Consider the following 12,435-nt stretch of genomic DNA (forward strand, 5'->3'; position numbering starts at 1 on the left):
TCCTAGCGGGTGCCGCGGGCGACGCGCGGGAGCGCCAGGCGCTTCTTCGCAGCGCCACGGCGGGGATCACGGTGGGCGAGCTTCTCACGCAGGAGCGTCCGGCCGCGGTGGATGCGGCTGCGGACGGTCCCGAGCTTGACCCCGAGCGCATCGGCGACCTCATCGTAGGAGAGCCCCTCGAGGTCGCACAGCACGACGGCGGCGCGGAAGTCCGGAGGCAGCTCCTCCAGGGCGGCCTGGACGTCCAGATCGAGGTTGTTCATCTCGTAGGAGCGCTCGGGGCCGGGGTCGCGGCCGGGAAGGCGCGACTCGGCGTCTTCGGCGAGCGCGTCGAACCGGATGCGGCCCTTGCGGCGGGCCTGGTCGAGGAAGAGGTTGGTGGTGATGCGGTGGAGCCAGCCGTCGAGGGTGCCCGGCTTGAAGTTCTCGAGCGAACGGAACACACGGACGAACACCTCCTGGGTGAGGTCCTCGGCGTCGTGCTGGTTGCCGGTCAGACGGTACGCGAGGCGGTACACCTTGGCCGAGTGCTGGGTGACCACCTCTTCCCACGTCGGGGGAACCCAGGGCTCGCCCTCGGGGGTCTCGTGGGGGGTCTGGGTGGCCGCAGCCATTCGAGCTGACACGTCCACGCACCTGCCTTCGCTGCTTCGGTGCGGCGCTGCCGTTCCGTGCTGCCGACCTCAATGGGGGCCGGTGTCGACGACGCCGCTCGGATACCCCAGTCTGCCAGTTGTCGCTGGGAGTTCGCTCGGTGTTCCGCCCCCAGCGTACAAGGCGCCGCTTGGCGCTCGAACGATAGGCTTGGTCAGCCCCCCTGACCGGCACCGAGGCGAAAGCGATCCATGAGCTCCAACAAGTCCACCAGTTGGTCCTACACCGAGGCGTTCGCATCGGAGGACGCGGTGCAGGCAAGGGCCCGCGAGCGGTCGTTCGACCTGGGGATCACGCCTGTGAGTCCGGGGGTCGGCGCAGTCCTGACCGTCCTCGCCGCGTCGTCGAAGTCCCAGGCCGCAGTCGAGATCGGATCCGGGGCGGGCGTCTCGGGCGTCTGCATCCTGCGCGGGCTGCCCTCCACCGCGGTGTTCACGACGATCGACCATGACGTCGAGCATCTCAAGGCCGCACGCGAGGCGTTCGCCGAGGCCGGCGTACCCGCGAACCGGGTTCGAGCCATCCCGGGCCGGGCTGCGGCAGTCCTCCCACGCCTCACGGACGGTGCCTACGACTTCGTCCTGGTCGACGCAGACAAGGCCAATGCGCTGCTCTACGCCGAGCAGGGCATCCGGCTGTTGCGTCGGGGAGGGCTGCTCGTGGTCAACGACGCCCTCGACCGGGACCGCGTGTCCAACCCGGCGCACCGCGAGCCCACCACAGTGCGGCTGAGGGAGCTCCACCGGGCCCTGCGCACGGATGAGCGGCTCTGCGCGTCAATCCTCCCCACCGGCGACGGCCTCATCGTGGCCGCACGCCTCTAGGCCTCGCCCAGAGCCCTGCGGGGCGCCGCACGGGTCCGGGAACACTGCCGAAGAAGGCCGCCGAGGAACGCCGAAGGGCCGGTCCCAGAGGACCGGCCCTTCGAGCATCAGCGCGGCGCTGCCACCGCGGGTTGGCTATTCGGTGACGCCGACGAGGCACTGCTTGAGCTCGGCCGCTTCATCGGCGTTGAGCTCCACAACCAGCCGACCGCCGCCCTCAAGGGGAACACGCATGATCAGGCTCCGGCCCTCCTTCGTGACCTCCATCGGCCCGTCACCGGTACGCGGTTTCATGGCTGCCATGTGCTCTTCCCCTCCAGTTGGTCGTCCGCACGATGTGCTGCTGACAACATTACCAGCAGGCATACCCCGTAGTATCCAGCGACCGGAACGGGCGTGCCGATTCGAAGGCGCTTCTACGGCGGCCAGTCGCCGCCTCCGGGGAGCTGTGCCCAGACCCACAGCCACACGACCCACACGATCTGCAGCAGCACGAACAGCACGAGGGTGGCCCACCGGTACGCGCGTGAGCTGGACAGTCCGGCGGCCGCAAGAGCCAGGGGGAACAGCGGCAGCATCATGCGGAACGTGCTGGTCTGAGGGTGGAGGAACGCGAGGAGATAAACCACGTAGGCCACGCACCACATCTCCATCTCGAGGCCGATGCGCCGCACGTGTGCACTCGTGAAGTACAGGGCCGCGAGTGCCACAAAGGCGAAGGGTGCGACAAGCCCCAGCGCCGGGCCGAACAGGTACTGGCCGGTATCGAACCAAGGCAGGAACGGGATCAGCGTCCCGCCACCGCGCCAGACGGTCTCGGTCGCCGTGTACGCGTCAGGCTGGCCGGTCGCGATCCAGGCGATGGCCGGCCACGCCATCGCCGCGGCGACCGCGGCGATGCCGAGCGCGAACAGGCGGCCCAGCTCGCCCGGCGTCGTGCCCTCCGCCCGACGGCGGGCGAGCCTGACGAGGAAGAGCATGCCGATCATCAGGGCGAAGGGGACCCCGACGGGGCGCGTGAGCGCCATGACCACGACGACCGGTATCGCCGAGAGGTACCTGCGTTCGACGATCCAGAGGAGGGCCCAGGCCAGGAAGAGCAGTCCGAGTGATTCTGCGTAAGGGATCTGCAGGATCGCCGAGATCGGGAAGAACGCCACCAGTGCCACGCCCCAGAGCGCGTCCGCGTGGTCTGCGCGGTGGCGGAACAGACGGTAGAGCACGACGGCGGCGGCGAACCCCGCGAGGAGCGCCACGACCTGTGCCCACGCCTGCCAAGGCATCCCGGGAATGCCGGCCAGAGCGCGCACGAACAGGGGGAAGACCGGGTAGAACGCCCAGCTGTTCTGCTCCACCTCTCCCGTCGCCGCGTGCGGGAGAACCGAGGGGTAGCCGTTCTGCACGATCCGGCCATACCACTCCGAGTCCCAGATCTGGACGAAGTGCCAGTAGTCGGGCACCGGCGGGAACCAGGGGTTGGTGCCCTGCTGGAGCGCGGCCGCGGAGAGGATGCAGAAGCTCGTCACGCGGCTTGCCGCGTAGACGGCGAGGACCTGGACCCACCACGGGAGCGCCTTGAACCTGCCCGCGGCCCCGCGCACCCATCTTCCGAGCGCAGCGTGAAGCCCGGTCGGGCGGATTTCCTGGGGCACGCGCTCCGTGTCAGCCGTCATGCACCGCACCGTCCGCGCCTCCGGGGCGGATGCCAGAGGCCCTCGTCGACTTCAGCTGGGCCGTCAAGGCCTCGATGAGAGCCGCCTGGACGCCGATCCGGTCCCGCAGCCTGACGAGCACCTGATCGACCTGGTCCATACGGTAGCCGCGGAACGCGAGCGCGAAGCGGATCGCGTCGATGTCCTCCGGATTGGGGTGTTCGGGCAGGAGCACCGGCGGCAGGTCGGTGGGCGGCTCGGCCAGGCCCTCGGGCTGGTTGCCGCGCGAGGAACCGCGCGCGACGTCGACGGCGAACCATGCGAGGCCGCCCGCGAGGAGGATCGCGAGGAAGACGAGGAAGAAGCTCACGCGCCCTCCGCGCTGCCGGGCTCGTCCTCGGGCCACCCCTCGTCGTCGACCTCAGCACTCCCGAACATGCCGCCGCGGCGCTCGGTCTCGCCCAGACCCGCGAGAACGCGTCGCACGGCCTCGTGCGGGTCATCGACGATCGAGATGAGGTCGACGTCGGACTCGGAGATCATGCCCTCGCCCACGAGCGTCCCACGGATCCAGTCCACAAGCGGGCTCCAGAACGCCGATCCGACGAGCACGATGGGAAACTGCGTCACCTTGCCGGTCTGGACGAGCACCATGGCCTCGAACAGCTCGTCCAGTGTGCCGAGCCCACCCGGAAGCACTATGAAGCCGTGAGCGTACTTGACGAACATCGTCTTGCGGGCAAAGAAGTAGCGGAAGTTGATGCCGAGGTCGACCCATGAGTTCAGCCCCGTCTCGAACGGAAGCTCGATGCCGAGCCCCACGGACGTGCCCGCGCCCTCGACCGCACCCCGGTTGGCGGCCTCCATCGAACCCGGCCCTCCGCCCGTGATCACTGCGACGCCGGAATCGGCGAGGAGCCGTCCGATCATGACCGCAGTCTCATAGAACTCGGTGCCGGGCCTCGTGCGGGCCGAACCGAAGACGCTGACGGCCGGGCCGAGTTCGGCGAGCGCACCGAATCCCTCGACGAATTCGCTCTGGATCCGCATCACGCGCCACGGATCGGTGTGCACGAACCGGCCGGCACCCTTCGTGTCAAGCAGGTGCTGGTCGGCAGTGCCCTGCTGCGTCTGGCGGCGACGCAGCTCGATAGGGCCCTTCCTGCGCCACGGAACCTGTGATCCACCGCGCGAGCTGCTCGGCTCGCCGTTCGGAACGCCCTGCTGGGAATCGCTGCTCATGCACCCAAGGCTAGTCTCGCTTCAATCACGATTCCGGCATGCGTTCCCTGCGTGAGCCCCGCCCGAGGCAATCTCCGTTACATTTTCTCTATGACAACCGACACTTCAGCGCGCCCGCTCGTCTCTGTCAAGGACGTGAACAAGCATTACGGCCAGCTCCATGTGCTCCAGAACATCAACCTCGAGGTGAACAAGGGCGAGGTCGTGGTGGTCATCGGCCCGTCCGGTTCCGGCAAGTCGACACTCTGCCGCGCGATCAACCGCCTTGAGACCATCGAGGGCGGCGAGATCTTCATCGATGGGAAGAAGCTCCCCGAAGAAGGCAAGGAGCTCGCCAGGCTCCGCGCGGACGTCGGCATGGTCTTCCAGTCGTTCAACCTGTTCGCCCACAAGACGATCCTCGAGAATGTCACTCTCGGGCCGATCAAGGTCAAGGGGGTGGACAAGGCCACCGCGGAGAAGGATGCCATGGCGCTCCTCGAGCGGGTCGGCGTCGCGCATCAGGCACCCAAGCTGCCTGCCCAGCTCTCCGGCGGTCAGCAGCAGCGTGTCGCGATCGCCCGCGCGCTGGCGATGAAGCCCAAGGTCATGCTCTTCGACGAGCCCACCTCAGCTCTGGACCCCGAGATGATCAACGAGGTCCTCGACGTCATGGTCCAGCTGGCCAAGGAGGGCATGACGATGATCGTCGTGACCCACGAGATGGGTTTTGCCCGCAAGGCAGCGGACCGCGTCGTGTTCATGGCGGACGGCCAGATCGTCGAGCAGGCAAAGCCTGAGGAGTTCTTCACCAACCCGCAGAGCAGCCGCGCAAAGGACTTCCTGTCCAAGCTGCTCACCCACTGACGGCATCTGCCCGCATCAACCCACGCTCGCACCTGGGCCATTTGCGGCCCGTGATGAAAGGAATGCTCGAAATGGCACTCTTCGGCACCAAGAAAGCCGTGCTGACCGCCGCTACAGCGGTCTTCGCACTGGCACTGTCCGCCTGCGGCGGCACCTCGGGCGGTGGCGGCGGCTCGTCCGAGTCCGCCGCTCCGTACACGGTCGCCACCAATGTCTCGCTCACGGGCAGCCCCACGTTCGACAAGATCAAGTCCGCGGGCAAGGTCGTCATCGGCGTCAAGCAGGACCAGCCCGGGCTTGGCTTCAAGGACGCGGCCTCCGGCGAGTACAGCGGCTTCGATATCGAGATCGCCAAGTGGATGGCTGCCTCGCTCGGCTACAGCCCCGACAAGATCGAGTTCAAGGCGATCCCGTCGGCCAACCGGGAGTCCGCCATCCAGAACGGCGACATCAACTTCTACATCGGCACGTACTCCATCACGGACAAGCGCAAGCAGCTCGTCGACTTCGCCGGCCCGTACTTCATCACCGGGCAGGGCCTGCTCGTGAAGAAGGACAACACGACGATCAACAGCGAGAAGGACCTCGCCGGCAAGACCGTGTGCTCCGCCACCGGTTCGACGCCGATCCAGAACATCAAGGCGAACTTCAAGGACACCAAGACGACCGAGTTCGACACCTACTCGCAGTGTGTCGAGGCCCTCAAGAATGGTCAGGCGGACGCTGTCACGACTGACCAGGCCATCCTCCTCGGATACGCCGCCCAGGAGCCGGATGCCCTCAAGGTGGTCGGCCAGCCGTTCACCACGGAGAAGTACGGCATCGGCCTGACTAAGGGCGACACAGCGCTGCGCAAGTTCTTCAACGACACCCTGACCAACGGCAAGGACACGTGGGCGAAGGTCTACGACTCGACGCTCGGCAAGTCGGGCACGAAGGTCACGCAGCCCGCCGTCGACAACTACTGACAGGCACTGGTGGGCGGGGCGATGGCCGCCCCGCCCACCGCCGTTTCGGCTAGAAAGCGAAGGCTGCCGTGAGCACCCTCTTCGACAATCTCGATCTCTTCACGACCGGATTCCGGAACACGATCATCCTGTTCCTTGTCTCCGGGTTCTTCGCCCTCATCCTGGGCACGGTCGTGGGCGCAATGCGCGTCTCCCCCGTCCCTGCACTGAGGGCCTTCGGGACGCTGTACGTGAACGTCATCCGCAACACCCCTCTGACGCTCGTCCTGTTCTTCTTCGCGCTCGGGTACCCCAAACTCGGACTTCCGCAGATTGATTTCATGACGGCTGCGACGATCGGCCTGAGCCTGTACACCGCGACCTACGTCGCCGAGGTGCTCCGCTCCGGCATCAACACTGTCCCGGTCGGGCAGGCCGAGGCCGCCCGCGCCATCGGCCTCACCTTCACCCAGACCCTGAACCTCGTGATCCTTCCGCAGTCGTTCCGGAGTGTGCTGCCGCCGCTGTTCAGCGTTCTCATCGCGCTCCTGAAGAACACCACGGTCGCCGCTGGGTTCTCGGTCGCGGAGGCGGGTGCGATCCGCGCCAACCTCTCCGAGCGCGGGTACCCCGCCATGGAGGGCCTCCTATGGGTAGCGCTGTTCTTCGTGATCCTCGTCCTGGTCCTCGCCCAGCTGCAACGCTATTTCGAGAAGAAGTGGAAGGTGGCCCGATGAGCTCCGTCCTCTACGACGCCCCGGGCCGCAAGGCCCGCTCCCGGCACCTCCTGCTGGGAATCGTCGGCAGCGTCGTGATCCTGGCCATCGTCGCGTTCGTGATCTGGCGATTCGCCGAGTCCGGCCAATTCAGCGCGGCGAAGTGGAAGATCTTCACCTTCCCGTTGGTCCAGCAGACGATTCTCCAAGCGGTGGGCGCGACGCTCTCGGCGTTCGCGGTAGCCTCGGTCGGAAGCCTCGTTCTGGGCATGGCCCTCGCGATCGGACGGCTCTCGGACCGCGCATGGGTGTCCCGGCCGTTCCACTGGTTCACCGAGCTCTTCCGCGCCATCCCGGTCCTCATCCTCATGATGATGATCTACTACGGGCTTCCGCCGCTCTTCCACGTGAACTGGCCGCCATTCGTTGCCGTGGTCGTCGCCCTGATCCTCTACAACGGTTCGGTCCTCGCGGAGGTCTTCCGTGCCGGGATCGAGGCGCTCCCCAAGGGCCAGAGCGAGGCTGGTTATGCGATCGGCCTGCGCAAGTCCCAGGTCATGCAGAGCATCCTCCTGCCCCAGGCCGTGCGCTCGATGCTTCCCGTGATCATCTCGCAGCTCGTAGTGACCCTCAAGGACACGGCGCTCGGCTTCATCGTGACGTACAACGAGATCCTGTTCCAGGCGAAGTACTTCGGCTCGCAGGCGCAGTACGGCTCCCCCATCGTGCCGGCTGCGCTCGTTGCCGGCGTGCTGTACGTGGGCATGTGCCTCATCCTCTCGGGCCTCGCGAAGTACGCCGAGAGCCGCCTACGGGCCAGCCAGCGGGTGGCGAAGCCCAAGAAGGGCACCCCCACGGCCGCCGCCGAGGCTGCGGCAACGGGCATCTGACCCACTCCAAGAGTCACCTTTCTGGAGTCCAGCTTCTGGAGGTCAGCTCCTGAGAGTCACGTTCTGGGGGTCGTCTCCCGCGGGTCATCCGCAGGAGACGACCCCCAGAACGTTCTCGTGGCAGGGCGATGGGGCCGTACTCAACGGATACCGCGGGGCTAGGCGGTGAGCCAGACCTCGAGTGCGGACAGACAGGCGCGGATGTCCTCGGCGGCCACTCGCTCGTCATCCTTGTGCGCGAGGAGCGCGTCCCCCGGGCCGAAGTTCACCGCCGGGACCCCGAGCTCGGAGAACCGGGCCACATCAGTCCAGCCATACTTGGGCAGCGGCTCCCGGCCCACGACGGCGACGAACGCGGCGGCCGCCGGGTGGGTGAGCCCCGGCCGGGCACCCGGTGCGCCGTCGGTGCGGACCACGTCGAAGCCGTCCAGGAGTGCGCCCACAAGAGCCTCGGCCTCGTCGAGGCTCTTGTCGGGCGCGAAGCGGTAGTTGATCGTCACGACGCAGCGGTCGGGGATGACATTGCCCGCGGTTCCGCCCGAGATCCCGACCGCGTTGAGGCTCTCGCGGTAGTCGAGGCCGTCGACGGTCACCGTGGCGGGCTCGTAGGCCGCGAGCCGGGCGAGAATCGGCGCCGCAGCGTGGATCGCATTCTTCCCCATCCACGCCCGTGCCGAATGCGCCGCCTCCCCGACCGTCGTGGCTTCGACCCGGAGCGTGCCGTTGCAGCCGCCCTCTACGGTGCCGTTGGTCGGCTCGAGAAGGATGGCAAAGTCGCCGGCGAGCAGGTCCGGACGGTTGAGCGCCAGCCTTCCAAGCCCGCTCTTGGCGGCTTCGACTTCTTCGTGGTCGTAGAAGACGAACGTGACATCGCGCCCAGCTGTCGCAGCAGCGGCAGGCGCGCCGGCGCCGTCGTGCGCGGTGCCCGCGTTCGAAGGGAAGAGGCGGGCCGCGAGGGCGAGCTGCACGGCGACGCCGCCCTTCATGTCCGTCGTGCCGCGTCCCCACAGGACACCCTCCCCCGGAGTGCCGTCCCACGACGACGGGACTGTGCCACGGGCGCCCGCCGTCGCGGGCAGCGGCACCGTGTCGAGGTGTCCGGCGAGGATGACACGATCGGAGTGCCCCAGACGCGACCGCGCGACGATCGCGTCGCCGTCGCGCGTCACCTCGAGCGAGGTCTGCGCGCGCAGCGCCGCCTCGACTGCGTCGGCGAGCGGCGTCTCCCCGCCGGAGACGCTATCGACGTCGACGAGCGCTGCGGTGAGGAGCGAGACCTCCTGGCTGAGGTTGAGCGGAAGGGCGGGTGAGGGGGCGGAAGTCACCCGCCCAGCATAGTTCGAGGGCTCATCGCGCCCGCCGATAGACTGGGGACCATGACTGAAAGCACTGCCGCATCCCGCGCTGCCCACGGCTTCGGGCTTGCCACGATCCACGTTGCTCCGTCCGCTGACGGGGAAGGCACGGCGACCGTGCTCGACGTCTGGTTCCCGGCCCCGCAGCTCGGCGAGGCCGCAGCGCACCTCGCGGACGACGCCGTCGTGGACTCCGCCCCCGCCGACCTCGTCGCGGCCGCGGACAACGGCGACGACGCCGATCGCAGCACCCAGACGAAGGTCGTCTTCGTCCAGATCGACCTCGACCAGGCCCCCGCCGACACGGCGGACGCCTACCTGCGCCTGCACCTCCTCTCCCACCGGCTCGTGCAGCCCAACACGATCAACCTCGACGGCGTGTTCGGCAAGCTCCCGAACGTGGTATGGACCAACTTCGGGCCGTGCCACCCCTCCGAGTTCGAGACGACCCGCGGCAGGCTGCGGCGCCGGGGAGCCGTCACGGTGTTCGGCGTGGACAAGTTCCCCCGCATGGTCGACTATGTGCTCCCGTCCGGCGTGCGCATCGCCGACGCCGACCGCGTACGGCTCGGCGCGCACCTCGCCGAGGGCACCACGGTGATGCACGAGGGCTTCGTGAACTTCAACGCCGGTACGCTCGGCAGCTCGATGGTCGAGGGCCGCATCTCAGCGGGCGTCGTGGTCGGCGACGGCACGGACGTCGGCGGCGGCGCATCGATCATGGGCACGCTCTCGGGCGGCGGCAAGGAGCGGATCTCGCTCGGCGAACGCGTCCTCCTGGGCGCCAACTCGGGTGTGGGCATCTCGATCGGCGACGACTCGGTGGTCGAGGCGGGCCTGTACGTGACTGCGGGCACGCGCGTGCGGATCAGCGGTTTCAAGGACGCTTTCGGTGAGAACGCCGAAAAGGTCGTCAAGGCCATCGATCTCTCGGGCCAGCCGAATCTGCTCTTCCGCCGCAACTCCACGAACGGACAGGTCGAGGCGCTTCCCCGCGCGGGCCAGACGGTCGAGCTCAACGAGGCGCTGCACGCCAACTGACACCGCGCACGACGGCGGCCGCGCACCCAGGTGCGCACCCGCCGTCGTCCATGTGGTCCCCTCACCAGCAAACCCCCAGCCTGAGTTCAAGGAGCACCCGGATGGCCCTCGCCCGCAGAGTGCGGCGCGCCCTCACCGTCCTCGTGGCGCTGGCCCTCGTTGCGGTGGGCCTCTACATCACCTCGCTCGTGCTCAACCGCAGCCCTGCGCCCGTCGTCGAAGGCTGCACGGCGCCGCTCGGCAACGCGACCCAGTCCCTCGCCACGGACCAGACGGCGAACGCCGCGCTCATCACGGCGATCTCGGTGCGCCGCGGCCTGCCACCCCGAGCCGCGACGATCGCGCTCGCGACCGCGATGCAGGAGTCGAAGCTGCGCAACATCGGCTACGGCGACACGGCTGGCCCCGACTCGCGCGGGCTGTTCCAACAGCGCCCGTCACAGGGGTGGGGCACAGAGGCGCAGATCATGGACCCCGTCTACGCGACGAACGCGTTCTATGACGTGCTCATCAAGATCGAGGGCTACGAGAGCCTGCCGATCACCGAGGCCGCGCAGAAGGTCCAGAAGTCGGGGTACCCCCAAGGGTATGCCCAGCACGAGGACATGGGGCGCGCGTTCGCCTCGGCCCTGACGGGCCAGTCGCAGGCGGCGCTCACCTGCACGCTGCGCGCGCCGGACGCTGCCGGGGATCCTGTGACGGTCAAGAGCCAGCTGATCCTCGCGTACGGCGCGATGCAGGCTACCGCTGCCGGCAAGACCCTCACGCTCCCCGCGAGCGACGCCCAGGGCTGGTCCATCGCCCAGTGGGCCGTGGCGAACGCCAAGCAGCTGGCGATCACCAAGATCGACTATGCGGGCCACACGTGGCTGCGCGACGGCAACAAGGGTTGGACCGCCTCCGCGGCGCCCACGGACATCGTGACGATCACCGTCGCCGAGGCGCCGTAGCCCAACGCGGAGTCACCTCCCAGCAACCCGGAGCCACCTCTCAACGCAGGAGGCGCTCCTCGACGAGGTTGGCAGCGCGGGCGCTGCCGCCAGCCGCCACAATCGCTTCTCCGAGCTCCCGCGCACGACGCCGGTAGGCCGGCTCCCCGAGGACCCTCGCCACGGCATCCCGCACCTGCGCAGGCGTGGGCCGTCCCGTCTTGAGGTTCATGCCGGCCCCAGACCAGGCCACGCGGCGGGCAATCTCCGGCTTGTCGATCGCGCCGCCCGCAATGACGAGCGGGACGCCCGCGGCGAGGGATGCGAGCACGGTACCGTACCCGCCATTGCTCACCACCGCGCTGACCTCCCCGAGGATGCGCCCGTAGGGCAGGAAGTCGGCTGCGAAGACGCCCTCCGGCAGCCCGCCGACGCCCGGTCCACCGCCTGTGGAGAGCACGACGACGGGCCGCATCGACGTCGCCGCGGCACCGCCCGCGAGGCCCAGGACGGCTGGCCGCAGGAGCTCGTCGGGATCGACGTCGAGAGTCCCTTGGGTGACGTGCACAACATCGCTTCCCGCCGGCCAGCTCCCCCACCAGTCGGGGAGGGCGCCCTCGGATGGCGGCGCCAGCTCTCCGATGAACTCGACGCCCGGCACCGGCTCAGGCCGTGGGTACTCAAGCTCGGCAATCCCCTGGGCGAGCGTGAGCCGCGCGGAGTAGAGCGAGTCGAGGCCCGGGCGCCGCGTTGGTCCGAGCCCGGCGGCCGCGCGAGCGCGATTCACGAAGGCCCGCAGCACGCTTCCGGGCCCGGCCGTGAGCACCGATGCGAGGAGCCGGTTGCGAAGGGCTGCCGGCCCTCCGTCCGCGGGAAGGAACGGCAGGCCAGTGGGAGGACCCCAGGGGTTGTGCAGGCTCAGCGGCACAAGTGAGACCGAGGCCCACGGGATGCCTTCGCGCTGCGCCCACATCCCGGGACCGAGGCACAGGGCATCGGCCACGACGGCATCCGGGCGGACGGCTGCGGCCAGCCGCGCGACGTCATGCGTCTGAGCCGGCGCGGTGCCGATGAAGACGTGCCTGAGATTCGCAAGGGTGGCCCGGAATCCGTGTCCGTCCCCGATGACGGGGAAGGTCTCCCCCAGACGTGCGTCGTCGAAGTCGGGGGCCGAACGCCACAGTGAGGGCAGCGCCCCCACACGCTCGAAGCGCTCGGCGTACTTCGCGCCTGTGTACGCATGGACCTCGTGGCCCCTCCGCACGAGCTCCCCCGCCAGTGATGCCACGGGATTGACGTGGCCCGCGAAAGGCATCGCGGCCACAAGGATCGTCCCCAT

Annotated in this window: 14 protein-coding genes; 7 read left to right on the plus strand and 7 right to left on the minus strand. The window is 68.5% G+C overall.

The window, feature by feature from the left end; genetic code table 11:
• Nucleotides 1–2: 2 nt before the first annotated feature.
• The gene (gene sigE / locus RBS60_RS12815; RefSeq protein ID WP_307957950.1) at nucleotides 3–626 is read right to left on the minus strand and encodes an RNA polymerase sigma factor SigE; all 624 of its coding nucleotides are present in this window, start codon (nucleotides 624–626) and stop codon (nucleotides 3–5) included.
• A gap of 219 nt (nucleotides 627–845) precedes the next feature.
• Here sigE and RBS60_RS12820 point away from each other — a divergent pair, with 219 nt between their 5' ends.
• On the plus strand, nucleotides 846–1,478 hold the full coding sequence (locus RBS60_RS12820; protein ID WP_307957951.1) for an O-methyltransferase: 633 nt from the start codon (nucleotides 846–848) through the stop codon (nucleotides 1,476–1,478).
• Between the two features lie 135 nt (nucleotides 1,479–1,613).
• Here the strand turns inward: RBS60_RS12820 and RBS60_RS12825 are convergent, their stop codons facing one another.
• From RBS60_RS12825 to RBS60_RS12840, 4 genes are all read right to left on the minus strand, one after another.
• Nucleotides 1,614–1,781 (minus strand): DUF3117 domain-containing protein, encoded by a 168-nt coding sequence (locus RBS60_RS12825; protein WP_307957952.1) that lies wholly within the window; start codon nucleotides 1,779–1,781, stop codon nucleotides 1,614–1,616.
• 113 nt (nucleotides 1,782–1,894) lie between these two features.
• On the minus strand, nucleotides 1,895–3,151 hold the full coding sequence (locus tag RBS60_RS12830) for a hypothetical protein (protein ID WP_307957953.1): 1,257 nt from the start codon (nucleotides 3,149–3,151) through the stop codon (nucleotides 1,895–1,897).
• The gene (locus RBS60_RS12835) at nucleotides 3,141–3,500 is read right to left on the minus strand and encodes a DivIVA domain-containing protein (protein ID WP_307957954.1); all 360 of its coding nucleotides are present in this window, start codon (nucleotides 3,498–3,500) and stop codon (nucleotides 3,141–3,143) included. Before RBS60_RS12835 ends, RBS60_RS12830 begins: the two co-directional genes overlap by 11 nt.
• Nucleotides 3,497–4,372, minus strand: coding sequence for a TIGR00730 family Rossman fold protein (locus RBS60_RS12840; protein WP_307957955.1), 876 nt, complete (start codon nucleotides 4,370–4,372; stop codon nucleotides 3,497–3,499). Before RBS60_RS12840 ends, RBS60_RS12835 begins: the two co-directional genes overlap by 4 nt.
• Nucleotides 4,373–4,462: 90 nt before the next feature.
• Here RBS60_RS12840 and RBS60_RS12845 point away from each other — a divergent pair, with 90 nt between their 5' ends.
• The 4 genes from RBS60_RS12845 to RBS60_RS12860 all read left to right on the plus strand — a co-directional run bounded on the left by RBS60_RS12845 (nucleotide 4,463) and on the right by RBS60_RS12860 (nucleotide 7,771).
• Nucleotides 4,463–5,218 carry an amino acid ABC transporter ATP-binding protein gene (locus tag RBS60_RS12845; protein ID WP_307957956.1) on the plus strand — a complete coding sequence of 252 codons (756 nt, stop codon included), beginning with the start codon at nucleotides 4,463–4,465 and terminating at the stop codon, nucleotides 5,216–5,218.
• Nucleotides 5,219–5,289: 71 nt separating this feature from the next.
• Entirely contained in the window at nucleotides 5,290–6,186 is an 897-nt protein-coding gene (locus RBS60_RS12850; protein ID WP_307957957.1) for a glutamate ABC transporter substrate-binding protein, read from the plus strand.
• 68 nt (nucleotides 6,187–6,254) lie between these two features.
• On the plus strand, nucleotides 6,255–6,902 hold the full coding sequence (locus RBS60_RS12855) for an amino acid ABC transporter permease (RefSeq protein WP_307957958.1): 648 nt from the start codon (nucleotides 6,255–6,257) through the stop codon (nucleotides 6,900–6,902).
• Nucleotides 6,899–7,771: an amino acid ABC transporter permease gene (locus RBS60_RS12860; protein WP_307957959.1), complete on the plus strand. Its 873-nt coding sequence runs from the start codon at nucleotides 6,899–6,901 to the stop codon at nucleotides 7,769–7,771. Before RBS60_RS12855 ends, RBS60_RS12860 begins: the two co-directional genes overlap by 4 nt.
• A 158-nt stretch (nucleotides 7,772–7,929) precedes the next feature.
• On the opposite strand, the gene dapE is transcribed toward RBS60_RS12860, so the two are convergent.
• Nucleotides 7,930–9,096 carry a succinyl-diaminopimelate desuccinylase gene (gene dapE, locus RBS60_RS12865; protein WP_307957960.1) on the minus strand — a complete coding sequence of 389 codons (1,167 nt, stop codon included), beginning with the start codon at nucleotides 9,094–9,096 and terminating at the stop codon, nucleotides 7,930–7,932.
• Nucleotides 9,097–9,147: 51 nt separating this feature from the next.
• Here dapE and dapD point away from each other — a divergent pair, with 51 nt between their 5' ends.
• Nucleotides 9,148–10,167 (plus strand): 2,3,4,5-tetrahydropyridine-2,6-dicarboxylate N-succinyltransferase, encoded by a 1,020-nt coding sequence (gene dapD, locus RBS60_RS12870; protein ID WP_307957961.1) that lies wholly within the window; start codon nucleotides 9,148–9,150, stop codon nucleotides 10,165–10,167.
• Between the two features lie 101 nt (nucleotides 10,168–10,268).
• A complete protein-coding gene (locus RBS60_RS12875; protein WP_307957962.1) occupies nucleotides 10,269–11,117 on the plus strand; it encodes a hypothetical protein in 849 nt (282 codons plus the stop codon).
• 40 nt (nucleotides 11,118–11,157) lie between these two features.
• Here the strand turns inward: RBS60_RS12875 and RBS60_RS12880 are convergent, their stop codons facing one another.
• Complete coding sequence (locus RBS60_RS12880; protein ID WP_307957963.1) at nucleotides 11,158–12,435, minus strand: nucleotide disphospho-sugar-binding domain-containing protein; 1,278 nt, start codon at nucleotides 12,433–12,435, stop codon at nucleotides 11,158–11,160.

Origin of the sequence: Sinomonas sp. ASV486, from assembly GCF_030908215.1 — a bacterium.
Lineage (GTDB): Bacteria > Actinomycetota > Actinomycetes > Actinomycetales > Micrococcaceae > Sinomonas > Sinomonas puerhi.